The organism is Gordonia sp. NPDC003429, assembly GCF_053588575.1.
Genome location: NZ_JBSFQF010000022.1, coordinates 23,042 through 46,561, shown reverse-complemented (window position 1 = coordinate 46,561; position 23,520 = coordinate 23,042). Strand labels below are relative to the sequence as shown.

The 23,520-nt window shown below is 64.8% G+C and carries 24 protein-coding genes; 9 read left to right on the top strand and 15 right to left on the bottom strand.

The features are described from left to right. Nucleotides 1–232: 232 nt before the first annotated feature. The 3 genes from ACWDSI_RS18950 to ACWDSI_RS18940 are packed head-to-tail and all read right to left on the bottom strand — an operon-like array spanning nt 233 to nt 2,399. Nucleotides 233–736, bottom strand: coding sequence for a flavin reductase family protein (locus ACWDSI_RS18950; protein WP_449748626.1), 504 nt, complete (start codon nt 734–736; stop codon nt 233–235). Then, entirely contained in the window at nt 733–1,230 is a 498-nt protein-coding gene (locus ACWDSI_RS18945; RefSeq protein WP_449757458.1) for an NADPH-dependent FMN reductase, read from the bottom strand. The genes ACWDSI_RS18950 and ACWDSI_RS18945 overlap by 4 nt, the downstream gene beginning before the upstream one ends. Beyond that, nucleotides 1,227–2,399, bottom strand: a complete 1,173-nt coding sequence (locus ACWDSI_RS18940; protein ID WP_449757457.1) for an LLM class flavin-dependent oxidoreductase — start codon at nt 2,397–2,399, stop codon at nt 1,227–1,229. The genes ACWDSI_RS18945 and ACWDSI_RS18940 overlap by 4 nt, the downstream gene beginning before the upstream one ends. 200 nt (nt 2,400–2,599) lie before the next feature. On the opposite strand from ACWDSI_RS18940, the gene ACWDSI_RS18935 reads away from it, so the two are divergent. Further along, nucleotides 2,600–4,309: an AMP-binding protein gene (locus ACWDSI_RS18935; protein ID WP_449757456.1), complete on the top strand. Its 1,710-nt coding sequence runs from the start codon at nt 2,600–2,602 to the stop codon at nt 4,307–4,309. 50 nt (nt 4,310–4,359) lie between these two features. Here the strand turns inward: ACWDSI_RS18935 and ACWDSI_RS18930 are convergent, their stop codons facing one another. From ACWDSI_RS18930 to ACWDSI_RS18920, 3 genes are all read right to left on the bottom strand, one after another. Further along, on the bottom strand, nt 4,360–5,427 hold the full coding sequence (locus tag ACWDSI_RS18930; RefSeq protein WP_449757455.1) for an LLM class flavin-dependent oxidoreductase: 1,068 nt from the start codon (nt 5,425–5,427) through the stop codon (nt 4,360–4,362). Between the two features lie 101 nt (nt 5,428–5,528). Then, nucleotides 5,529–6,557 carry a zinc-binding metallopeptidase family protein gene (locus ACWDSI_RS18925; protein ID WP_449748631.1) on the bottom strand — a complete coding sequence of 343 codons (1,029 nt, stop codon included), beginning with the start codon at nt 6,555–6,557 and terminating at the stop codon, nt 5,529–5,531. 103 nt (nt 6,558–6,660) lie between these two features. Then, a complete protein-coding gene (locus ACWDSI_RS18920; RefSeq protein ID WP_449757454.1) occupies nt 6,661–7,497 on the bottom strand; it encodes a sulfurtransferase in 837 nt (278 codons plus the stop codon). Nucleotides 7,498–7,638: 141 nt separating this feature from the next. On the opposite strand from ACWDSI_RS18920, the gene ACWDSI_RS18915 reads away from it, so the two are divergent. After that, nucleotides 7,639–7,929 carry a hypothetical protein gene (locus ACWDSI_RS18915; RefSeq protein WP_449748633.1) on the top strand — a complete coding sequence of 97 codons (291 nt, stop codon included), beginning with the start codon at nt 7,639–7,641 and terminating at the stop codon, nt 7,927–7,929. Here the strand turns inward: ACWDSI_RS18915 and ACWDSI_RS18910 are convergent. Next, a complete protein-coding gene (locus ACWDSI_RS18910) occupies nt 7,920–8,501 on the bottom strand; it encodes a MarR family transcriptional regulator (RefSeq protein ID WP_449757453.1) in 582 nt (193 codons plus the stop codon). The genes ACWDSI_RS18915 and ACWDSI_RS18910 overlap by 10 nt on opposite strands. Here ACWDSI_RS18910 and ACWDSI_RS18905 point away from each other — a divergent pair. Then, on the top strand, nt 8,441–9,124 hold the full coding sequence (locus tag ACWDSI_RS18905) for a TetR family transcriptional regulator (RefSeq protein ID WP_449748953.1): 684 nt from the start codon (nt 8,441–8,443) through the stop codon (nt 9,122–9,124). The two genes, ACWDSI_RS18910 and ACWDSI_RS18905, sit on opposite strands and share 61 nt — an antisense overlap. An 85-nt stretch (nt 9,125–9,209) precedes the next feature. On the opposite strand, the gene ACWDSI_RS18900 is transcribed toward ACWDSI_RS18905, so the two are convergent. Both ACWDSI_RS18900 and ACWDSI_RS18895 read right to left on the bottom strand, forming a co-directional pair. Then, complete coding sequence (locus ACWDSI_RS18900; protein ID WP_449757452.1) at nt 9,210–10,394, bottom strand: thiolase family protein; 1,185 nt, start codon at nt 10,392–10,394, stop codon at nt 9,210–9,212. Between the two features lie 61 nt (nt 10,395–10,455). Next, a complete protein-coding gene (locus tag ACWDSI_RS18895) occupies nt 10,456–12,039 on the bottom strand; it encodes a class I adenylate-forming enzyme family protein (RefSeq protein WP_449757451.1) in 1,584 nt (527 codons plus the stop codon). Between the two features lie 112 nt (nt 12,040–12,151). On the opposite strand from ACWDSI_RS18895, the gene ACWDSI_RS18890 reads away from it, so the two are divergent. Together ACWDSI_RS18890 and ACWDSI_RS18885 are read left to right on the top strand one after the other, a co-directional pair. Beyond that, complete coding sequence (locus ACWDSI_RS18890) at nt 12,152–13,312, top strand: acyl-CoA dehydrogenase family protein (RefSeq protein ID WP_449757450.1); 1,161 nt, start codon at nt 12,152–12,154, stop codon at nt 13,310–13,312. 5 nt (nt 13,313–13,317) lie between these two features. Continuing rightward, nucleotides 13,318–14,355: an acyl-CoA dehydrogenase family protein gene (locus ACWDSI_RS18885; protein ID WP_449757449.1), complete on the top strand. Its 1,038-nt coding sequence runs from the start codon at nt 13,318–13,320 to the stop codon at nt 14,353–14,355. A 51-nt stretch (nt 14,356–14,406) separates the two neighbouring features. Here ACWDSI_RS18885 and ACWDSI_RS18880 read toward each other — a convergent pair whose 3' ends face one another. Further along, nucleotides 14,407–15,102 (bottom strand): FadR/GntR family transcriptional regulator, encoded by a 696-nt coding sequence (locus ACWDSI_RS18880; protein WP_449748936.1) that lies wholly within the window; start codon nt 15,100–15,102, stop codon nt 14,407–14,409. Between the two features lie 202 nt (nt 15,103–15,304). Here ACWDSI_RS18880 and ACWDSI_RS18875 point away from each other — a divergent pair, with 202 nt between their 5' ends. Further along, the gene (locus tag ACWDSI_RS18875; RefSeq protein ID WP_449748933.1) at nt 15,305–16,453 is read left to right on the top strand and encodes an acyl-CoA dehydrogenase family protein; all 1,149 of its coding nucleotides are present in this window, start codon (nt 15,305–15,307) and stop codon (nt 16,451–16,453) included. Between the two features lie 82 nt (nt 16,454–16,535). Here the strand turns inward: ACWDSI_RS18875 and ACWDSI_RS18870 are convergent, their stop codons facing one another. The 4 genes from ACWDSI_RS18870 to ACWDSI_RS18855 all read right to left on the bottom strand — a co-directional run bounded on the left by ACWDSI_RS18870 (nt 16,536) and on the right by ACWDSI_RS18855 (nt 20,927). Beyond that, complete coding sequence (locus tag ACWDSI_RS18870) at nt 16,536–17,336, bottom strand: enoyl-CoA hydratase/isomerase family protein (protein WP_449748934.1); 801 nt, start codon at nt 17,334–17,336, stop codon at nt 16,536–16,538. Further along, nucleotides 17,333–18,322 carry a hypothetical protein gene (locus ACWDSI_RS18865; protein ID WP_449757448.1) on the bottom strand — a complete coding sequence of 330 codons (990 nt, stop codon included), beginning with the start codon at nt 18,320–18,322 and terminating at the stop codon, nt 17,333–17,335. The genes ACWDSI_RS18870 and ACWDSI_RS18865 overlap by 4 nt, the downstream gene beginning before the upstream one ends. Before the next feature lie 196 nt (nt 18,323–18,518). Beyond that, the gene (locus tag ACWDSI_RS18860; RefSeq protein WP_449748160.1) at nt 18,519–19,982 is read right to left on the bottom strand and encodes an aldehyde dehydrogenase family protein; all 1,464 of its coding nucleotides are present in this window, start codon (nt 19,980–19,982) and stop codon (nt 18,519–18,521) included. 63 nt (nt 19,983–20,045) lie between these two features. Further along, nucleotides 20,046–20,927, bottom strand: a complete 882-nt coding sequence (locus ACWDSI_RS18855; RefSeq protein ID WP_449757447.1) for an acyl-CoA thioesterase — start codon at nt 20,925–20,927, stop codon at nt 20,046–20,048. Between the two features lie 167 nt (nt 20,928–21,094). On the opposite strand from ACWDSI_RS18855, the gene ACWDSI_RS18850 reads away from it, so the two are divergent. From ACWDSI_RS18850 to ACWDSI_RS18840, 3 genes are read left to right on the top strand one after another with little or no spacing between them, the layout of a single operon-like run. Further along, nucleotides 21,095–21,655, top strand: a complete 561-nt coding sequence (locus tag ACWDSI_RS18850) for a Rieske 2Fe-2S domain-containing protein (RefSeq protein WP_449757446.1) — start codon at nt 21,095–21,097, stop codon at nt 21,653–21,655. Continuing rightward, the gene (locus tag ACWDSI_RS18845; protein WP_449757445.1) at nt 21,639–22,163 is read left to right on the top strand and encodes a hypothetical protein; all 525 of its coding nucleotides are present in this window, start codon (nt 21,639–21,641) and stop codon (nt 22,161–22,163) included. The genes ACWDSI_RS18850 and ACWDSI_RS18845 overlap by 17 nt, the downstream gene beginning before the upstream one ends. A 42-nt stretch (nt 22,164–22,205) precedes the next feature. Further along, nucleotides 22,206–23,267 carry a 2Fe-2S iron-sulfur cluster-binding protein gene (locus tag ACWDSI_RS18840; protein WP_449757444.1) on the top strand — a complete coding sequence of 354 codons (1,062 nt, stop codon included), beginning with the start codon at nt 22,206–22,208 and terminating at the stop codon, nt 23,265–23,267. Nucleotides 23,268–23,324: 57 nt separating this feature from the next. Here ACWDSI_RS18840 and ACWDSI_RS18835 read toward each other — a convergent pair whose 3' ends face one another. After that, nucleotides 23,325–23,474, bottom strand: a complete 150-nt coding sequence (locus tag ACWDSI_RS18835; protein ID WP_449757443.1) for a hypothetical protein — start codon at nt 23,472–23,474, stop codon at nt 23,325–23,327. Nucleotides 23,475–23,520: the final 46 nt, after the last annotated feature.

The following is a 23,520-nucleotide window of genomic DNA, read 5'->3' as shown; positions in this document are numbered from 1 at the left end:
CATCACGCAGGCCAAGAGCCGGGGCCGCAGAATTCGCCATAGCCAATTCTCTCAAACCACGAACCATAAACTAATTAACGACACGCGACACTAGGTGTGCACTCCTCGCCCAGAAACAACAAGGGGAAAGGTCGAAAAGTGGGGGAAGGACATCGTTCCCCTACTTTCGTGCCAGTGCCGGTGCCGGTGCCCGCCGCCCCCGCCGGACCCGGCGCTGAGCGACGAACGAACGTCACACGGGCTCGACGAGCCTGCCGAATGTGCTGCGGTGGAAGATGAGTGGATCGCCGGTCTCGGGATGGTCGACGCCATGGAGTTCGAGTAGGACGATGATGTGGTCGCCGGCCTCCACCTCCCGGTAGATCGTGCAGTCGAAGTGCGCCAGGCCCTCGTCGAGCGTCACCGCGCCGTCGTCGGACGCCTTCACGCCGATCCCGTCGAAGCGACGGGCCACCGGCCCGGCGAGCTGCCGGCACGCGGCGCCCTGGTGGTCGGCGAGGATGGTGACCCCCAAATGCGCGGCGCGGCGCAGGTCGGGCCATGTCTTGGAGGCCGCGGCCACCGACACGGACACCAGCGGCGGGTCGAGGCTCACGCTGGTGAATGAGCTCGCGGCGAGCCCGGTGAGAGTGCCGTCGACCTCGGCGGCAACGGCCACGACGCCGGTCGGGAAGATGCCGAATGCCTTGCGCAGTCGTGTGGGGTCGAGATCCTGATTGGTACGCAGTGCGCTCATGAGCCCGCTTTCAGCAGTGTGGCGACGATCGGCCTGGTGGTCGCAAGAAACTCGGCGTAGGCCTGCGGATCGTCGTGCTGCGCGTCCACCACGAACAGCCCCCGGCTCGGCACGGTTCCGCCGATCTCGGTGAGCACCGGACGCAGGATGAGTTCCGGTGCCAGGGAATGCGCCGGACTGCCGCCCAGCATCAGTGGCACTGCGATACCGGAAAGCCCTGTACCACCGGCGAATCGGTCGAGGAACAGTTTCAGCAGCCCGGTATAGGCGCCCTTGTAGGTGGGGCTGGCGAACACCACCAGATCGGACTTGCCCACCTGGGCCACCAGGTCGGCGACGGTCTGATCGGACCAATCGAGCAGTGCGGCACCCAAGGTCGCCAGATCAACGGTGAGATCCGGTGCCGCACCGGTCAATTCGGTCGAAAGGTAGGTTGCCGCAGCCAACGTGCGGCTGGCGGGTTTGGGATTGCCGACGACGACGGCGGTGGTCACGACGCCGACACCCGCTTGAGTGGCGTCGAACCCTGCGCACCGAAGGGCACCGACGCCGTTGCCGTGACCGGTGCCGGGTGCGCCCAGAGCCCGCGGCGGGTCAATTCGGGGAGGACACCTTCACCGAACCAGTACGACTCCTCGAGGTGCGGGTAGCCCGACAGCACGAACTCCTCGATGCCCACCGCGTGGTACGCCTCGATGAGGTCGGCGATCTCGCTGTAGGACCCCACCATGGCCGTGCCTGCCCCGCCGCGCACCAATCCGACACCTGCCCACAGATTGGGATAGATCTCCAACTTGTCCTTGGTGCCCTTGTTGAGGGCGAGCATCCGTTGCTGCCCTTCGGATGCCGATCGCTTCAGACCGGACTGGATGCGTGCGATGTCGTCGTCGGAGATGTGGGCGAGCAGTCTGTCGGCCTCGGCCCACGCCGCCGCGGACGTGTCGCGTGCGATGGTGTGCAGGCGGATTCCGTATGTCAGTTCGCGGCCCGCCTCGGCGGCGGCGCGGCGCACCCGGGCGATCTTCTCGGCGACGGCCTCGGGCGGCTCGCCCCAGGTGAGGTACACGTCGGCATGCCGGGCCGCCACGGCGATCCCCTCGGGCGACGAACCGCCGAAATAGATCTTGGGCAGCGGATCGGGTATCTGATGCAGCACCGCGTCCTCGACGGCGAGGTAGTGCCCGTCGAAGGTCACGGGTTGACCGGTCCACAGCCGTCGCACGATTTCCAGGAACTCGTCGGCACGGGCGTAGCGCTCGGCCTTGTCGAGGAAGTCGCCGAACATGCGCTGTTCGGCGTCCTCACCGCCGGTGACGACGTTGAGCAGCAACCGCCCGCCGGACAGGTTCTGGAAGCTGCCCGCCATCTGCGCCGCGAGAAAGGGTGCGGTGACGCCGGGCCGAAAGGCCACCAGGAACTTCAGTCGCTCGGAGACGCTGCTGATCATCGACGTGGTGATCCACGCGTCCTCACACCACGCTCCGGTCGGGGTGAGCGCGGCCTCGAAACCGAGTTGTTCGGCGCTGCGCGCTATCTGTCCGAGGTACTGGACCGACGCCGGACGGCCGGCCGCTTCGGCGGCCACCCCGTGACCCCCGCCGACGACGTTGCGGCTGTCACCGCCGTTGGTGGGCAGGAACCAGTGGAACTTCAGAGAGCTCACGTTCACTTTCTCCTCAATCGACAACCTCGCCGTCGGCAACACAGGTGTGCGCGCGTGGCGCGTAACCATTCGATTGCAGTCGAGCCGTTCGGGGTTTCCAAGGGTTTCGGTCGCAGTGATCTGATGCAACGGTCGTTCGTCATCCCGCGGTCGGTTCCGCGGTGTATGTTCTCCGTGCCTTGGCTGCAGAAGGGACCCCCATGTTCGAGAACAAACCCTGGATTTCGCACTATGCACCCGGGGTCCCCGCCGACGTCGACATCCCCGATCGGACCGTGTCAGACCTTCTTGTCGACGCCGCCGTCCGGTGGCCGTCGCGCGACGCGGTCGACTTCTTCGGCGCGACCCTGACCTACGCCGACCTGGCCGACGAGGTGGCCCGCGGCGCAGCGGTTCTGCGCAGTCTCGGGGTGCAACCCGGTGATCGCGTCTCACTGGTCCTGCCCAACTGCACCACCCACGTGGTGGCGTTTCACGCCGTACTCCGCCTCGGCGCCATCGCCGTGGAACACAATCCCACCTACACCGTCGCCGAGCTACGCGAACAGTTTGCCCTCACCGGTTCGACCCATGCCATCGTGTGGCGCAATCGGGTGTCGGACGTGCGCGATGCCGCGGGCAGTGACCTGCGCACGGTGATCCGCGTGGACGTCGACCACGACCTGCCGAGGCTGGCGCGGCTGGCGCTGCGCCTGCCGGTGTCCTCGGCCCGCCGAACCCGCACCGCCCTCGCATCGGGTGACCCGGGTGACGCCCCGGTCTGGCACGAGTTGCTCGCCGATGCGGTGCCCGAAACCGCCCGGCCGGTTGCCCGCCCGGACGATACCGCCCTCCTACTGTTCACCGGCGGCACCACGGGCGTTCCCAAATGCGCCGAGATCACCCACCGCAACCTGGTCACCAACGCGACTCAAGGTGCGGCCTGGGCACAGTTCACACCCGGCGCCGAAACGGTGTTCGGCATGCTGCCGTTCTTCCACGCGTTCGGCATGATCTTCTGCCTGGTGCTGCCGCCGCTGATCGGGGCAACCACCGTGGCCTTCCCGAACTTCGACCCTGCCGCGGTGATGAAGGCGCAACGGCGGCGCCCGGCGACCTTCGTGCCCGGGGTGGCGCCAATGTTCCCGCGTCTCCTCGACGCCGCCGGGACGTCGACGTCGTTGACGACCATCCGGGTCGCATTCTCCGGGGCGATGCCGCTGGATCCGGAGGTCTCCCGCCGCTGGGAAACGGCCACCGGGGGCTTGCTCATCGAAGGTTATGGCATGAGCGAGTGCTCGCCCATCGCGCTGGGGAATCCGTGCACCGCCGACCGGCGGCCCGGCACCCTCGGCCTGCCGTTCCCCAACACCGACATCCGGCTCATCAACCCGGGGGACCCCACCGGACCCGGGCCGCTGCCGGACGAAAGTGGCACGGTGGAAGGCGAATTGCTGGTTCGGGGTCCGCAGGTGTTTCGCGGGTACTGGAACGATCCCACCGAGACCGCGCACGTGTTGCGTGACGGATGGCTGCGAACCGGCGACATCGTCCGGGTGGACGCCGTCGGCCACGCCACCATGGAGGACCGCGTCAAGGAGATGATCAACGTCGGCGGGTTCAAGGTGTTCCCCAGCCAGGTGGAGGCCCATCTCCGCGAGATGCCGGGGGTGGCCGACGTCGCGGTGGTCGGCATCCCGCGCGACTCGAACGCCGGCGGCGAATCGGTCGTTGCGGTGATTGTGCCCGACGGGTCGGACCCACCCGAACTCGAGCACGTGCGGGAGTTCGCAAGCCGCAAACTCCCGCCATATGCGATCCCCCGTCGCATCTTTGTGGTCGAAGCGCTGCCGGTGTCGATGATCGGAAAGATTCAGCGCCGAGTGGTGCGCGAGAACATCGTCGCAACCGACTCGTCTCATAGTGCTTGAGAGACAATCCAACTGATCGACGTGGAGCCGAGCCCGGCAGTGACCGGCGGCTATGGTCGCGGCACCCACCCCAGCGCCGGCGCGATCTCACGGGCGAAGAGTTCGAGCCGCCGGATGTCGAGGTCGGCGCCCGGTGTGCCGTCGCCGGCGGCGGGGTAGAGCCCGACGGTGGGTAGGAAGTGCGTCACTTGGCCGAGCAGCGCCGGATCCGCGCGCAGGTCCCCGATCACGTCGGTCACTGTTCCGTAGCGCGTCACCCGCCGCAGGTACTGCGGGGTGTCCAGCGGTGCGAGGTCGGGCTTGTAGGTGTCGGCAAACTCTCGGAACGTGGCCAGTTCGTCCTCGACCTGGCGTTCGATTCTCTCGCGACTGTCCCCGACGTAGGTGAAACGCATGGCGGCGATGCGGGGGCTGCGCGCCGAACCTGCTTGCGCGCGTGCCCATTCCGCGCGGTAGGCGTCGATCTTGGGACGTTGGTCGAACAGCGCGTGGTCCGAAAACGTCCCGAGCAGCAGTCCGTCGCCCGACGCCGCCGCGGCTGCGGCACGCTCGGGTGAACCGACCGACTGCCAGAGCCGCTCGCGCAGCCCCACCGCCGGTGGATACAGCCGGCGGGCGGCCTCGCCATCGCCGACCGATCCTCCGTCGAGGAGGGTGTGCAGAATCTCGACATGGGAGTCGAACAATGCTCGCCGGTCTTCGATGTCGTGGCCGAACGCCGCAAACGACTCGGCGTCCCCGCCACCGCTGCCGATGCCGAGATTGATTCGCCCACCAGAAATCTCGTAGAGCGTGGCGGCGTCTTCGGCGAGCCTCACCGGATCTTCGAGCGGCAGCACCACCACCGCGGTACCCAGTTCGATCCGCGAGGTCCGCTCGGCGAGCGCGGCCAACAGCACGAGGGGGGAGGCCAGCCGGTCCTTCCCGAAATGATGCTGGCCCACCCAGACGCTCTCGTAGCCGAGTTCCTCGGCCGCAACCACCGTGTCGATCAGTTCGGCGTACGTATCCCGCGCACTCTGCCCCGCTCGCCCGTGGACCTGGGTGAAGAATCCGAGCCGGAACGCCGACTCGGGCAGTGTCGCGGTGTCCTCATCCTGGGTGATGGTCTGGGTCATCGCATTTCACTCCACACTGTGCCGGCCGGTCGATTCCAGAGCACCGTATGTCCGCTAGTGCGATTGTCACAGACTTCGATTCATGCCGATCCTGAGGCGGTTCAGGCCGCGGCTCCCGCTTCCCGCTCCGCGGTGATCAGTTCGTGGATGAACTCCATCTTCTCGAGCACCTTGGGCGGTAGCACGAACGGGTAGAGGTCCTGGTGCCCCATCGACCGGTTGATCTGGTTCAACGCCCACGTGAGCGGCAGCCACCAGTCGATGATGCGATCGAACCCGACCTGGCCGGGCAGGTCCGCATCGAGGATGGCGCCGGCCGGTGCAACAGCGAATGCCGCTGCGGTGTCGAGGGTGTCGCGGATGTGGAGATAGTGCGCGAACGTCTCGGCCCAATCCTCCATCGGGTGCATCGTCGCGTACGAGGACACGTAGTCCTGTTCCCATCCTTCCGGCGGGCCCTGGTTGTAGTGGCGGTCGAGCGCGTCCTGGTAGCTCGTGTTGGGATCGCCGAAGAGTTCCTCGTAACGCGCGAGGCGGGGACCGTCGCCCACCAGCACCATCTGGTAGAAGTGTCCGATCTCGTGCCGGAAGTGACCGATCAGGGTGCGGTACGGCTCGTCCATCGACACCCGCAGTTCCTCGCGGTGCACGTCGTTGCCCTCGGCGAGGTCGAGGGTGATCACACCGTCCGCGTGCCCGGTGGTGACCGGCTCGTGCGCGCTGGAGAGCAAATCGAACGCAAGTCCGTTCTGCGGGTCAACATCCTTGCCGAAGATCGGCAGATTCAGATTGTCGAGTTCGAAAATCACTCTGCGCTTGGCCATTTCGGCCTCGGCGAAGTCCTGCATGGCTTGCGTCTCGGATTCGGGTGGCCGCGTACGGGTCAGCCGGCACGATTCACACAACGTGGGCAGTCCGCCACCCTGCTCCACCAGCCAGTTGCACGCGGCCGGAAGGTTGTTGGCGCAACGGATCACGGCGGTGCCGTCGACAGCCCCCACCTCGTTCTCGTCGAGGACCTGCATGGTGCGGCTGGGCAGGTGGAAGCCCAGCGATTTGCCGCAGTTGAGGCAGACGGTGTTCTCGAACGACAGTTGCTGACCGCAGTTGCGGCAATGAAAGTCACGCATGTTTTCACTCTTCTCTCTTCGGGTTGTGGACGGGTCGGAATGGAAGTCTTCGCGAAGTACTAGTCGGACCACGACGCTCAACGGCGCGCGACTGTGCGGCTTGTCACACCTCGCCGGTGTCGATGGGCCGTTGCGGGTCGGCGGACCACTGCGACCACGATCCCGGAAAGAGTGTGCCGCTGCGTCCGGCGATCTCGAGCGCCGCGATCTCGTGGGTCGCATTGACCCCGGACCCGCAGTAGGCGATCACCTCGGCCGCGTCATCGATGCCCGCGCGCGCGAAACGCTCGCGGAGTGCGGCAGCGGGAAGGAAATGGCCGTCGGCGTCGACGTTGGCCGCGGTGGGCACACTCACCGCCCCGGGTATGTGGCCGGCGCGCGGGTCCACCGGTTCCACTTCACCCCGGTAGCGTTCGACGGCCCGGGCGTCCACGAGCACTGTGGCCGGCGCGGGCACGGCCACTTCTTCGATGGTGGCGACCGGCAGGTGCCCGGGGCTCAGGGTGACGGTGCCCGCACGTGGCGTCACGTCTCCGGCGGATATTCGCAATCCGGCGGTACGCCACGCACCGAGTCCGCCGTCGAGCAGCCGAACGTCGCGGTGACCACCCCACCGCAGCAACCACCACGCGCGGGCGGCGGCGAGATTGCCGATGTCGTCGTAGACCACCACGGGCGAACGATCGTCGACGCCCCAGCGCCGTGCCGCCGTTTGGAGGTCGGCGAGGTCGGGAAGCGGATGGCGACCCCGCTCGGGTGACGCCGGTGCGGCCAGTTCGGCGTCGAGGTCGACGTAGATCGCGCCCAGAATGTGTCCGGCACGGTAGTGGTCGCGCCCGTGCGGGTCGCCGAGTTGCCAGCGCACGTCCAGGATCACCGGCGGATTGTCCGACACCATCGCCTCGGTGAGTTCGTCGACAGTGATCAGCACCTGCGACACGACACCTCCTCGGATCGCGCGACAGGGTCAGATGGGTGACTCCCGTCGCAGCCGCGCTGACACCATCGTGCCCTGTTTGCATCGGGCATGAAAATCACCACCACACACCGGGCATGTTCGCGGCTCCGTAGGATCGAACACATGAAGCAGGCAGACGGCGAGTACTACGTCACCGCGGACGAGCTCAAGGCGTTCTGGGATTCGGGCAAGAAGTACTGGTACATGCGTGAGGACGGGTCGACTGATCTGTACTCCGATGAGCTCGACATCACGCACGGCTGGCCGATCCACCTGATGAATCGCGATGAGCAGTGGTACGCGAAGTGGAACGGCGATCTCGAGAAGGCTGTCGAGACCGACCTCAACCCGCATCTGATCAAGAACTTCGAGGAGCTACTCCTGCAGGGCAACTGGCCGCACGATCAGGACTGACGCTTCCTACGCACGCCCCGAACGAGCCGCGCGGGCGTCGCGGAGGTCCCCCTCGCGGAAGGCCCTGTCGCGGAGGTTCCTGTCGCGGAGGTTCCTGCCGGCTCGTCGAGGCGGTCGTAGGCCTCGTTGAACGCATGCAGTTCCCGCAAGAGTGCCTCCGGCGTGCCCGGCGCCATGTCGGAGAGCACCCGCTCCAGCCGCCGCGCCCGCAGCAGACCATCGTGTTCGAATGCCTCGACCCCCCTCTGCGTGGGCCGGATACGTCTGCTCGTCGATCCGGCCACGTCGAAGCGTTCGAGGTAGCCGTGGGTGATGGCGGCATTGACCTGCCGGTTGATGGTTGATTGTTCGAGGTGGGTCAGCTCGCTGAGCTCACGAAGAGTGCGCGGTCGACCGTCCGTGAACCCGCCGACTTCTACACACGCGTCGAAGGCCCCGGTGAGGAGAATCGCAAGAAGTTCCTCCGTGACAACGGTCTTGATTTGATCAACGGGACGTAGATGGTCCCCGAGTGGAAGCGGGTCGCGTGGCGAAACAGACGGCGCGTAGCGGTCGCGTTGGTCGCCCGCCATCCAACTCCACTCGTGGCTCCACCAACCTCACACAAGATGAGATCGTCGATGCCGCGCTGAAGATCATTGCAGACGTCGGTGTCGACAAGCTGTCGATGCGGCGCCTATCGGAGGAACTGGGAGTTTCTCCGATGGCGTCGTATCACTATGTCTCGGGCAAAGATGCACTGCTCGACGTCGTCGCCCGCACAGCTCTCGCCGATGTCCGTATCCCGGACCGGTTCGAGGGGCGATGGTATGAGCGGTTGCGGATGATCGTCGATCAAGTCGAGACTCGACTTCATTCCTATCCGGGGATCGGCGAAGTCATCCTCGACCAGGTTCTTCGCGGTCAAACACGCATCGTTGACGGCGTCATGGCCACGCTCTATGAGGCCGGATTCGGTGACGCGGATGTGCTGGCCGGTTACTCGATGATCCACAGCTATCTGTTCGGACGTAACCGCGCCTCCCGGCAGGATCTGGAGGTCCCCCGCGAACGCGAGTTGCCTCCACGGATCTCCCGGGCGATCGAGGCTCTCGACAGCATGCGCGGGCACGACTTCTATGAGTTCGGAATCGACACGCTGATACTCGGCCTGCGCGCGCGGGCCGACGCCCTCGACCATCGGCCCGCCGACTGAACGGCGACCGTCATCGCGCCCGGATCGGACGAACGCACCGCGGAAAGGTGGCCAGGTCCGCGGAGCGTTCGCCGGGGTGATGCGGTCAGAGGATTTCGTAGATCGTTGCGTTCGCGGTACCGCCGCCTTCACACATCGTCTGCAGACCGTACCGTCCCCCGTTTCGACGGAGATGGTGAATCAACGTCACCGCAAGGCGTGCGCCGGAAGCTCCGAGCGGATGCCCCAGTGCGATCGCTCCGCCGACAGGATTGAGCTTCTCGTCGGACGCTCCGGTCTCGGCCTGCCAGGCAAGTGGAACGGGTGCGAATGCCTCGTTCACCTCGAAGGCGTCGATGTCGTCGATCGACAGGTTGGAGCGCTTGAGTGCCAGTTGTGTCGCCGGGATCGGACCGGTCAACATCTTCACCGGATCGTCGCCGGTCACCACTGCGGTGTGGACCCGTGCGAGCGGGGTCAGGCCGAGCCGTTCGGCCACCTCCGACGTGGTGATCAACACGCCGGCGGCGCCGTCGGAAATCTGCGAGGCGTTGCCCGCGGTGATGACCCCGTCCTCGAGAAACGGTGTCTTCAGCCCGGCGAGTTTTTCGACCGTGGACCCTCGCCGGATCCCCTCGTCGCTGGTGACGCTGCCATCGGCTGTGCTCACCGGCACGATCTCGTCAGCGAATGCACCGTCGTCCTGCGCCTTCGCGGCGCGTTCGTGTGAACGCACCGAGTACTCGTCCACCTGCGAACGGGAGAGTCCCCACTGACGTGCGATCAGCTCGGCGCCGGCACCCTGGTTGAAGCGTCCGTTGAAGCCAGGCGCAGTCAACTCCCGGTCGTAACGGCTCACCGCGGGTCCTCCCATCTCGCCCGCGCCTTCCACAGTCGCCGCCCCCATGGACACCGACGACATCATCTCGACCCCGCCGGCGACCACCGCATCGGCATAGCCCGCGATCACGGTGGCCGCAGCGGTGGAGATCGCCTGCTGCGACGAACCGCACTGCCGGTCGACGGTGAAGCCCGGAATCGTCTCGGGCCACCCCGCCCCGAGCACGGCCATGCGTCCGACGTTCCCCGACTGCATCCCGACACTGATGACGTTGCCCCAGTGGACGTCGTCGATCAATCCCGGGTCGATGCCGGACCGGTCTGCGAGCGCCCGAAGCACTTGCGCCGAGGCGTCGACCGCGTGCACGTGAGACAGACCGCCTCCGCGTTTGCCGATCGGTGTACGCGCTGTTGCAACTATTACTGCGTCTATTACTGCGTCCCTCGTCATGTGAGCTCCATTCGCCTGCCATATAGATAAATCAGTTAACTATAAACGCAGGGATCAACCCTCAGTCAACGCGCGGGAATCGCTCTGCGAGCACGATCTTCCTGATCTTGCCGGTATTCGTGCGCGGAAAGTCGTCGACGATGTGCCAGTACACCGGGCGGTGGGAACGTGGCAGGTTCTCGCCCGACCACGCGTCGAGCTTCTCGGCATCCACGTCATGGCTGTCGTCGAGCCTCACCGCCGCAACCGGGACCTCGCCGAGCCGTTCGTCGCGAACTCCGAACACGGCCGCTTCCACAACGCCGGGCATCGCCGTGATCACACTCTCCACGTGCGCCGGGTAGATGTTCTCGCCTCCCCGGATGATCACTTCGCGTTTACGTGCCCTGAAGTGCAGGAGTCCTGCCGCGTCGAGAACGCACACGTCACCGGTGGCCATCCATCCGTCGGCGTCGACGGGGGAATGGACCGAACCATCTGCCAGCAGATAGCCGCACATGATCAGGGGTCCACGAACATACAGCTCACCTTCCTCGCCGACCGACACCGCTGCGCCGTGCTGGTCACGAATGACATAGTCGCGACCACCGAGTGGCCTGCCCAGGGTCCTGGTGCGAGCGGTCGTCGAGTCACTCAGACCGCTCAGGGCCATACACGGCGCCTCACTCTGGCCGTATCCGACGAGAAAGCGGATTCCGGCGCGCTCCTCGATCTCGTCGATGACGCCCGGGTCGACCGCGGTGGCCCCGCCGACAACGGAGACCACTGACGTGAAGTCGTCGGGATCGACGTCATCTCGGTCGAGCATGTCGATGATCATCGTGGGCACGAGTCCCACCACGGTCGGGTGCAACCGCCTGATCACTTCCAGCGCCTCGTCGGGCGCGAACTTCTCGACGACGAGATACGTGCCGCCCACCGCGACGGCGGCCAGCACGCCCGCCACGGATCCGCCCACATGGTCGAGCGGAAGGGGGTTGAACAACACTCCGCCCTCGCCGGCTCCCGCCCCCAACGCATACATGTGCGCTGCGCCGAGAGCTGCGTGATGCGACAAGACCGCGGCCTTGGGTGTCCCCGTCGTGCCGGAGGTGAACTGAACGAGCAGTGGCGAGTCGGGACTGACATCGATGGACTCGTGAGCGGGCCGCTGCGGCACATCGGCGACCGCACATGCCCTCACGCGCCCCTGCGTATCGAAATCCCCCTGCGTGTCGAGTTCGCTGTCGCATATGACGAGGTCGAGTCCGATCAGTTCGGCGCGCGAGGCGATCATTGCCGGGGTGTAGCCCGCAGACAGCGGGACCGCCGTCAAACCACTCAACGCGCATGCGAGATACGTTGTGATCCACTCCACCCGATCCGCGTGGTGTATTCCGACCAGCCCACCGGCAGGTGCCAGCGTGCGGATGCCGTCGCCGCGGCGTGTTGCGCGCTCGACGACTTCATGCCACGAGAGTCCGTCTTCGCCGTCAGGGGTCAGCCACTTGAGCAGCGGCCGATCCGGGTGTTCGACGGCGCCTGCGCGAAGTCGCCGGGCAACGGAGATGATCGGCGGCCCTGCGTCTGCGAGATGGATCGCGGCTGTGATGGTGCCACCGGGCGATAATTTGTCCGCGTGGGTCGGTGCGTTGAGATCGGGCATGTCGGGGTACCTGTCGTTGCGGATCGACGCCTAGCCTATTAGGTATATGATTTAATTGAATGGCTGATTTCGGGTCGCCCGACAGAGTACTGCACGAGAGGACATCGCAGGCGTGATTGGTTTGGTTCCCGACATCGAGCCGCTCCCGGCAGAGACCGATGATCTACGACAGGCGGTGCGGGACTTCCTCGTTGCCGATCGCGCGGAGTACGGCTGGGAGCCCCGGGTGGACGCCTGGATCTCGTCGTGGGATCCCGCGTTCAGCAGCAGGCTGGCCGAGCGTGGCTGGGTGGGTATGACGATTCCGCGCGAGTACGGCGGCGCGGGACTGACGCACATCGAGCGCTTCGTCGTCACCGAAGAGGTCCTGGCCGCAGGCGCGCCGGTGGCGGCGCATTGGGTTGCCGACCGCCAGGTCGCTCCTGCCCTTCTCACACACGGGTCACCCGCACAGCGCGATGAATACCTCCCGCGAATTGCATCGGGCCGGTGCTTCTTCGCGATCGGCATGAGTGAACCGGAATCGGGTTCAGATCTTGCGAGTGTCCGAACACGAGGTATCAGGACCGACGGCGGCTGGCTGGTGAGCGGCACGAAGGTGTGGACTTCTGGCGCGCACCACAGCGAGGCGTTCTTTGTGCTGGCCCGAACCGACGAATTGGACCCGGCGCACCGGCATGCGGGTCTCAGCCAGTTCCTCGTTCCGCTCGATTCACCGGGAATCGAGATCAGACCGATCCGACTGTTGACCGGTCAGCACCATTTCAACGAGGTCGTCCTCCAGGACGTGTTCGTTCCCGACGAGATGGTGGTCGGCCAGATCGGTGCCGGATGGCAGCAGGTCACGTCCGAACTCGGTTTCGAACGCAGTGGCCCCGAGCGAATCCTGTCATCGCATCCACTCCTCGAGGAGTACGTGGACACTGCCCGACACCGGGCCCCGGACGCCCATCGCGAGGTTGCCGTGGGCGCGATGGTGGCAGATCTGATGACGCTACGCGGGCTGTCTGCTTCGATCGCACTCGCGCTGCGATCGGGGTTACCAGCCGATCTGTCCGCAGCCGTGGTCAAGGACCTGGGGACCGCGTACGAACAACGGGTCGTCACCACATGCGCTGACCTCTCCGCCGACGATCGTTCGGTCGATGAATCTTTCCCGGGTCTGAGCCGACTGGAAGCCGAAGGTCTGCTCCATGCGCCGGGATTCACGCTCCGTGGCGGCACAACGGAAATCCTTCGCGGTGTGATCGCACGGGGGTTGGGACTGAGATGACCTCTATGACAACGTCGTTGACGAAAGAAGAGAGCGCAGCGCTCCGTGAGCTCGCCGACGAACTCTTCGCATCCATCACGGCCCCCCACCTCAACATCCAGTCGCTGACCCTTCCGTTCGACTCGACGCAGTGGGAGCTGACCGCCCAGGCAGGGCTGACGTTACTGACAACCCCGGAAGACGCCGGCGGGAGCGGCGCGAGTCTCGCGGAGGCCGCGATCGTCGTCGAGGAGTCCGGATACCACGCGCTACCCGGGCCCTTGGCAGACAACGACGTCCTCGCCGCGTGGGTGCTCCGTGAGATCGGTGTGCAGATTGACGCCGGCCCCATGGCGGTTGCCTCGGCGACGCAGTTGAGTGGCGCCACGCTCTCGATCGATGCGGTTCCGTGGGCCGACAGCGTCGACAGACTTCTCATCGTCGGACCCGACGCGGTCGCTGTGGTACCACGCGGCGCCGTGGAGATGACGCCTGTTCACGAATTGGCGGGCGAGGGACGTAAACATGTGACGGTCACCCTTTCCGACGCGACCATCGTCCCGACCGCTGATGACATGCGACCGGAGTTTCGCATGAGAGGCGCGCTGGTACGTTCGTGGCAGATCTGCGGTGCAACCAGGCGATGCCTTGACCTTGCCATCGCGCATGTTGCAGACCGGGTGCAGTTCGGGCGTCCGCTGGCCAAATTCCAAGCCGTCCAGTTGCTTCTCGCGCAGTCGGCGGGAGCCGTCACCATGGCCTCGACTGCAGCGGCCATGGCGACGACCCACGCGGACAGTGACGGCTTCGACTGTCCGGCAACACAAATGTCGGTCGCGGCGGCAAAGATCCAGGCCTGCCGAACCGCCGAAACGGTGAGCAGGGCGACGCACCAAGCGCACGGGGCGATCGGCTTCACGCTCGACCATCAGCTTCGTCATTTCAGCGGGCGCGCCTTGGCGTGGAGTCGCGACTTCGGTACAGCGCGTGCATGGGAGCAGACCCTCGGGCGCATCGTGATGAGCTCACCGGACCCGCTGTGGAGCCAGATCACCAGGCTGTGAGCATCGGCCGGGCCTTCATCGAGCGGATTGCTCCTCGGAGGCGCCCTGACCTCAGGTGAGAACCTCCACGAGCGTTGCATCGGAGTCCCCCACCATGAAGCGCTCCACCGCGTCGAGGTGGCGCCGCCAGTGCGCCTCGGCCGCTTCGACATCGTTGCCGCGTAGCAGTGCCACCAGCTTCGCGTAGGCCTTCTGTGCCGCCTTGTTGGCCTGTTGCTCATAGCCCCGCGGGTGTGCCGCGATGAATATCGCGTTGTGCGCAGCGAGGATGCGATACAGCATGTCCGACAGCATCGCCAGCGTCGCATTGCCACAGTTGTCCACGACCGTGCGGTGGAATGCCACATCCAGCTCCGCGAACGCTTCCTCGTTGTCTACGAGCGCTTCGCCCTCTGCCGCCAGCGCCTCGAGCGGAGCCACCGCGCTCTTGCGGGGACGCGGCCCGTACAGACCGATGGCGGCAACCTCCAGTTCGGTTCGCGCCTGATAGACGTCGCGCAGCGGCGTGCCGTGGTACTGCAGAAGCAGACCTGTGTAGCGAGCAGCAACCGCTCCGTCCGGTTCCAGTACACGGGCGCCACCGCGAGCGCCACGTAACACTGTGATGATCGCCTCGGATTCCAGGATTCGGAACGCCTCACGTAGCGTGGGACGCGACACGCCGAATTCCTCCATGAGCTCGGATTCGCTCGGAAGCGGGTCGCCGGCCTTGAGTTCACCCTGCACGATTCGACGGCGGAGGTCCATGGCCACGAGTTCGCCCGCCTTGGGCACTTTGACTATCGACGACCGGACGCCTGACACCACGTCGCACCTCCCACCGGTTTGATCACATGGAGAATCGATTATCGCACACACTTCCTGCTTCTCACTCAATCATATAGTCTATTTAACTGATTGAGGTCGACGCAGCGGCGGCCTGGAAGTACCGACCAATGGAGTGAGTGCCATGCGACGCAGAATATTCGAGCCCGAGCACGAAGACTTCCGGGCGACGGCCCGATCGTTCTTCGAGACCGAATGCGTCCCGCACGCGCAAGAATGGGAAGAGCGCGGGTACGCGGACAGGTCCGCGTGGCTCGCGGCGGGGAAGCTGGGACTGATCGGGTGGGAGATGCCCGAGGAGTACGGCGGCGCGGATATCAAGGACTTTCGGTTCAACGCGATTCTCAACGAGGAGTATCACGCCACCGGAGCCGTCGGCATCGGACTCGGGGTCCAGAACGACATCTTGTCGAGCTACTTCCGCGATCTGACGACCGACGAGCAGAAGGCACGTTGGCTCCCGAAGTATGTTTCCGGCGAATACATCACAGCGATTGCGATGTCGGAGCCCGGTGCAGGATCAGATCTGGCGAATGTGAAGACCTCGGCTCGCCTCGACGGGGATCACTACGTGGTCAACGGTGCCAAGACCTTCATCTCCAATGGCCTTCTCGCCGACCTCGTCGTCGTGGTCTGCCGGACCAATCCGGATGCACCCAAACCGCATCAGGGCATCAGCCTTCTCGTGGTGGAGACCGGGATGGATGGTTTCGAACGCGGTCGAAAGCTCGACAAGATCGGTCAGCGGTCTGCCGACACGGCCGAGCTCTTCTTCGACAATGTCCGGGTGCCGAAGGAGAACCTGATCGGCGAAGAGAATCGCGGCTTCTATCACCTGATGCGAAATCTGCCGGCCGAGCGTCTCGGCATCGCGATCCATGCCGCGGCCCAAGGTCGCCGCGCAGTGGATCTGGCGACGTCGTATGCACATGAGCGCAAGGCCTTCGGCCAGGAGATCGGCTCGTTCCAGGTCAATCGTCATGCGCTCGCGCAGATGCGCGTCGAAGTCGATGTCATGCAGATCTACGTCGACGAGTGCATTGCCGCAGTCAACGCCGGAGAACTCACCGCCGAGGAAGCGGCGGGCGCGAAGTGGTGGGCCACCGAGACGCAGTGGCGCATCGTCGATCGCTGCCTGCAACTGCACGGTGGCTACGGGTACATGAATGAGTACGAGATCGCCCGACTATGGCGCGATGCGCGTGTCCAGCGCATCTACGGGGGGACGAACGAGATCATGCTCGATCTGATCGGCAGGAAACTCGGCTTCTGACAGCGCCGAAACGGCCGGAGACATGCACTCGTGGGCATGTCTCCGGCTCGGGATCTGGTTCACCATCACCACCCGGCGCCGGTCACGAGGAGCCGCGGGCGGCACTCGATGAACGGGCGACAAGATCTTCGACCCGGGAGGCGTGCTCGGTCGAGGTCAGACTCTGTCGTTCGGTCGCCAGAGCGAGTTCCAAGCACTGTCCCATGGCCTGCGCCGCGGGGTTGTTGAGGATTCGTCGCGTATCACGCAGGGCGCGCTGTGGTAATTCGGCGAGGCGCTCTGCGATCTCAAGCGCCGTATCGAGGACAGCATCGCGCGGCACGACGCGGTTGACCAGGCCGGCCTCCAGAGCTGTCTGAGCCGAAATCCGCTGTCCCAGAAGGACGTACTCCTTGGCTCGCGCCAATCCTGCACTGAGTGACCAGAGAAACGCCGCCCCATCGCCGGGTACCAATCCCACGGTCAGGTGCGGATCGGCAAGAAACGCCGACTCCGCCATGACCGAGAGGTCGCACAGCGCAACCAGACTGGCACCCAATCCGACTGCCGGCCCGTTGACGGCTGCGACGATGGGCTGTGGCAGCCCGATCATTCCGGTGACGGTCCTGCGGGCCTCATCGAATACTTCGTCCTGCACTCGTGGATCGCGCTGGGTCTCGACCATTCGCGGCAGATTTCCACCAGCGCTGAACGCTCTGCCGGCACCCGTCAATACGACGACGTGAGTGTCAGATCGCTCGGCCGTCTCCGCCCAGACCTCCGCGAGGCGACGATGTAGCACGGCGTCAGCCGCGTTCATCTCCTCGGGCCGGTTCATGGTGAGGATTCGAACGGGGCCTCTGTCCTCGATCAGCAGTACTTCATCGGTCGGCACCGCGGTCACCCGCGCCATCTGTCGGTGGGCGACAAGCCGTGTCCGGGAGCGATCTCACCCCAGGCAAACCACACGTCGGGCTCGCGTTCGTCGCCCTTACGTCTCCACCTGCCCTCGTTCTGAGGTGTCGGCAACCGCTTTGCGGCGTTGAGGAAGTCAGGCATCTTGCCTTTGGGGTCCGGAAGGAACTCCCATTCGACGCCGTCGATGAAAAGGCTGATGGCATCTGGAAAGTTCTGGTCCGAGCCGGGGGTCACCGAGCCGGTGATGTTCTGAGTGGCAGTCACCTCTTGACTGTCGTTGGTGAATATCGCGAATCCCCCGTGGTCGTTGGCGAGCATGAAGTGACCCGCCTCGAACGAGCCGTCGGTGTACCGCGTGGCCCACGTGTACCACGAATTGTGCAGTTGTTCGCCGACCAGGATGTCTTTTCGGACATACAGCATCCCGCCCTCGGGCATGTACGTGCGATCCAACCCGATCATGCCTCGGACCGGACGCCCCTGATAGTTCCCCGATACCTGGAACAGTTGGGACACGTAGTAGGTGCCCAGGTCGACACCGGCCTTGTACCACTGCAGCCCGGGCGGCAGCAGCTCACCGGTGAGCTCGAACAGCCCCTCTTCGACCCACGACATGGTGTCCTCGGTCATCGTCACGCGCCAGGGCGGACCGTCGACGCCCGGCGCCGATGTCCAGGACGCCTGCGTTCCGTCTTCACTCAGTTCGCGCACGACGCCGAGGCTGGTCGCCGCGGCGAAGCCGATCGGATCGATATGGAAAACCCCGTCGTCGTTGAGGGTGGACTGCACCACCAACCCGCTCATTCCGCGATCGTCTCGAGCCGGAATTCGACGGGTCACCTCGAACATCGCACCATCGTCGCCGTCGTCGGCGCGTAGGTTTCCGTAAAGGAAGGTGCCCTCAGGGACGAGTCCGAAGTAGCCACGGGTGTCGAGCATCGCCGCCGGACTGGGCTGATGTGGGCCCAACATCGTCCGCCATCCGAAGTGTCCCTGCGGTGGAAACCGCGTCGCGGTGGATTGTTCTTGCGAGACGGTCACTGACGTACTCTCCTCATGGTTGTCGGTGTGTCGCGGTTGTCGATGTGTCGCGGTTGACGATGTGTCGCGGTTGTTGATGTGTCGCGACCCCGCCCACGGCGTCGAGACTTCTTCAGGCTGAGCACGGTCAGCTCATGTCGATCCATACATTCTTCGGGCGGCTGAATTCCCGTATTCCCTCGATCCCACCGAGCCGTCCGATGCCCGAGCGCTTGTTGCCGCCGAAGGGCGCTGACGATGGAATGCCGAATCCGCCGTTGACCCAGATGTTTCCGGCGTCGAGGGCACTGGCTACGCGGTGAGCGCGTTTGAGGTCGTTCGTGTAGATGTAGCCGGCAAGTCCGTAGGTGGTCCCGTTCGCGATGTCGATCGCGTCGGCCTCGGTGTCGAACGGGATCAGCGATTGGACGGGTCCGAAGACCTCGTTCTGCGCGAGACTCGACGAGGGGTCGACGTCGGCGAAGATCGTCGGACGTATGTAGAAGCCGCCGTCGAGCTCGCTGCCGATTTCCTCGTCGCCTGCAACGAGTTTCGCCGACGACGCGTCGGCGTCCTCGATGATTCCCGTGATCCGGTCATATGCCCGCTGTGAGATGACCGGGCCCATCATGGTGAACGGCTCGACCGGGTCGCCGAGGGGCAGGCCTTTCGCCGCGGCGGCGATGGCCGAGACCGCGTCGTCGTACAGGGCTCGCTGAATGAGCATGCGTGTACCGAGGATGCATCCCTGACCTGACAAGCTCATACAGCCTGCGAGTGCGGCGCCCACCACGACATCCACCGGAGCGTCGTCGAACACGACCACGGCCGATTTGCCGCCGAGTTCGAGTCCGAGCGGTTTGGTGTGTTCAGCGGCATCACGCATGATGGTGGCCGCCGTCGCGGCGCTACCGGTGAAATGGATCTTGTCCACGTCCGGGTGGGTCACCAGCGCTGATCCCGCGTCCGCGCCACCGGGCACGATATTGACGACACCTGGCGGGATGCCTGCCTCGAGGAAGATCTGTCCCATGCGAAGTGCGCTGTACGGCGTGAGTTCCGGCGGCTTCACGACGACCGTGTTACCCGCGGCAAGCGCAGGCGCGACGGTTTGCCCCAGTGCGGTGACCGGACCATTCCACGGAATGATGACCCCCACCACGCCATACGGTTCGTTCAACGAATAGTCCAGAGCAGGTGCCGGCCAGGTCGCGATGACCTCTCCCTGCTGTTTGTCCGCCCAGCCCGCGTTGTACCGGAAGAAGTCGGCTGCGAAGCCCACTTGCGCATTGGCGATGAGCGAGGGCGTGCCGTTGTCGATGATGTTCAGGGTCGCGAGTTCTGCGCCGGCAGCGGTGATCGCGTCGGCAACAGCGAGAAGCCGGTCACGTCGCTGGTCTGCGGTCAGCGCCTTCCACCCGGGTAGCGCCGCGCGTGCCGAGGCCACAGCGCGGTCGATGTCACCGGGTCCGCCGAGAGGGACCTCGCCCGTTGTCTCGCCGGTCGCCGCGTAGACGTGGGCGACAGGGGCGCCGTCAGGACTCGTGTTCACCTCGCCATCCACCAGCACGCCGACTTCTGGCAACACGGACAGGTCAGGCAGTTGCGCCACGGCTGTACCTCCTCGATCGCGGACGCTTGGGTCAGCATCCATAGGTATCAATAATATAGCTATTTAGGCTTCGTGTTCGGGCAACGGGCGAATCAATCCCTCTTGCGCGACCGAGGCGACGTGTCGGCCATCCGCGTCATAGATGTTGCCCCGGCACAGTCCACGTCCATTGGTCGCGATCGGTGACTCCTGATCGAAGAGCAGCCAGTCGTCCACGCGAAGATCGCGGTGGAACCAGACAGCGTGATCGAGCGACGCCATCTGAACTCCTGGGTGCACGGCCGTAATTCCCTGAGGTGCAACGGATACCGCCAGGAGCGTGAGATCGGAGATGCACGCGAGCAACGCGTTGTGCACCTCCGGATCGTCGCTCTTGATCCGATTACGGGCGCGAAACCACACCTGGCTGCGTGCCGGGACTCCCGTGGTGGACGGCTTCTCGTCCGCCAGTAGCCCTCGCGGCACCGGCCTGACGTCGAGTGCGGGCCACTCGCTGTAGAACATCGGCCACTCGTCGGGCGTCGTTCGCGCGAGGGTGTCCACGCCGTGGAGATCGTGCGGGTCGGCGTAGGCGGTCGCGGGATGCTGATGCTCGAACCCGACCTCGTGTGCGTGGTAGGAGACCTGTGCGCTCAGGATCCGGACATCTCCTTGATAGGCGTCGACCGCGCGACCGGAGAACGCTCGCCCATCCCGACTGCTCTCGACGCGGTACTCGATCGGCTCGTCGGCCCGTCCGGCGCGCAGGAAGTGAGCGTGTACGGAATGCGACCGCTTGCCATCGGTGACGGTTGCGCCGGCAGCACGAACCGCCTGTCCAACGACCTGCCCACCGAACACCCGAGGCAACAAAAACCGTCGTGGGTGGCCGACGAACACCGAATCGCCGGTCTGCCTGAGTTCGATCACGTCCGTCAATTCGTCGACCCGGTCTGTCGTGGTCACACTCGTCCTCCGTCTGGGGTGAAGCTTCGCGCGTGGTAGGCCACCGCCGTAGAATCATCTACCTTATTTTACTTTATCTTCCGATGGGCGTTGCGTTGACGCCCGATGCCTTGGTAGGTTTCGTACGCCATAAGAAACAGTCCCTATCAGACTCGAGGTGACGGACGATGGCAAAGATGGCCCTCTCCATGAAACCCACCGGGTGGTTCCAGATCGGCTTCTCAGAAGAGGTCGCGCCCGGTCAGATCGTTCCGAAGCACTACTTCGGCAAGGATCTGAACATCTGGCGCACCCAGAGCGGTGAGCTACACGTGTTCAGCGCATACTGCGAACACCTCGGTGCCCACCTCGGATATGGCGGCCGCGTCGAAGGGGACCGCCTGATCTGCCACTTCCATGGTTGGGAGTGGGACACCAGCGGCCGCAACGTCTGCATCCCCTATCAGGACAAGCCCAACCGCGCGCGCAAGATTCCTTCGTACCCGGCCGTTGAGGTCAACGAGGGCATCTTCATGTGGCACGACGTCGAGGGCCGCGACCCGCTGTTCGACGTGCCTGACATCTTCACCGACCTGTATGACGACGATGTCACCGCCGACGACTACTACGTCGCGTACCCGAAAGCCACCATCCACGGAGAGAAGCTTGCGCTTCACCCCCAGTTCGTCATCGAGAACGGCGTCGACTTCGCGCACTTCCAGTTCGTCCATCGTGCGGCCAACCCCTGAGTTCGTCCGCCAGGAATATGACGACTACCACTTCTTCTCCGACTTCCTGATGGACTTCGGCGCCGGCAAGCAGGCAACCGTTCAGACGCCGGACGGCATGGTCAAGGGCGGTGTCAATTCGGTCAACGTCGGCATCTCGATCGGCACCTCACGTTTCTGGGGGCCTGACAACCAGCGCACCCGCGTATGTGTCACACCGGTCGACGACGACACATCGGACATCTTCCACATGGTGTGGCTGAACAAGGCCGAGGGCGACACATCGCGCGAGGTTCCCGAGAGCATGGACCGCCGCCTGCGGCTGGCGAACAACCAGTTCCTCGCGGACCTCGACATCTGGAAGTACCAGCGCTATACCGAACCTCCAGGGCTCGCCACCGCGGAGGGCAAGGGTTTCCGCACGCTACGGAAGTGGGCAACTCGCTTCTACCCCGACGACCAGGATGGAGCGATGCGAGCGGCAGAGATCTACTCGGACACCGGCCCGAGCGCCGCCGCCAGTCTCTGATTCTGCCGTCCCCACACCCACCGTCCACAGAATGCGTACTACATGACGACCCGTGCCCGTACTCGTGTACTCACCGTCACCGTCACCGACGTCATTCAAGAGACGGTGGATGCATCCTCGCTGGTCTTCGGCGGTCCGGCCGTCGATGACGGCGACTTCACCTATCGTGCAGGACAATTCGTCACTGTGCGTGTGCCGAGCGAACAGACGGGTTCGGTTGCCCGGTGTTACTCGCTCGCCAGCACCCCGCTGGCGAGCGAGCCACCGAAGGTAACAGTCAAGCGGACATCGACCGGTTACGCATCGAATTGGCTGTGTGACAACGTCGGTCCCGGCGACGAGCTCCAGGTTCTCGCCCCGGCCGGGTTGTTCACGCCACACGATCTTGATGCCGAACTACTCTTGCTTGCCGCAGGAAGTGGCATCACTCCGATGATGTCGATAGTCAAATCGGCATTGCTGTCGGGTGCCCCATCGGTCACGTTGGTGTATGCCAACCGCGATCCCGACTCCATCATCTTCCGCGCTGAACTCGACGCGTTGTCGAGGCAGCATCAGGGGCGCCTGCTCGTCCTTCATCTCTTGGAGTCCGTCCAAGGGTTGCCTGACGCACACAATCTGGCATCACTGATCGCGCCGTATCTCCACCGGCACGCGTTCATGTGTGGCCCCGCTCCGTTCATGGACGCCGTACGACGCGCATACGACATCGCCGGGGTCTCCCAGGATCTGTTACACGCAGAGGTGTTCCGATCCCTGTCCGGTGACCCGTTCGCGGAGCCTGACACCGAAACAGGTACCGCTGAGGAGATTTCGGAGCAGGAGTCGTCGCCGCCATCCCGACTCGCCGTGAACCTCGATGGCGAGGATCATGAGATTGCCTGGCCCCGCAACAAGACGCTCGTCGACGTCATGCTCGACCACGGTCTCGACGTTCCCTACTCATGCAGATCGGGCGAATGTGGTTCGTGCGCATGCACGGTCGTGTCGGGCAACGTCGAGATGCCTCCGTCTGACGTGCTCGATGACGACGATATCGCCGACGGTTACATTCTCGGCTGCCAGGCGCGGCCCACTTCTGACAGCGTATCCATCACGTTCTGACGGTGCGATCTCGCCGATCACAGGTGCGCACCAGCGGATAGCGCGCGCTCGTGCTGCTCACCCTGCGGTTCCGCGGGCCATCATGTCGTCGACCTCGTGCTCGGCGTAGCCGATTTCGAGAAGCACCTCCCTGGTGTGCTGCCCGAGTGCCGGGGCCGGGCGCGCGACATCGAAACCCTCGCCATCGACCATCGCGGGGGATCCCATGTATGTGAAGGGCCCGGCGTCGGGGTGGACTCCATTCGGGATATTT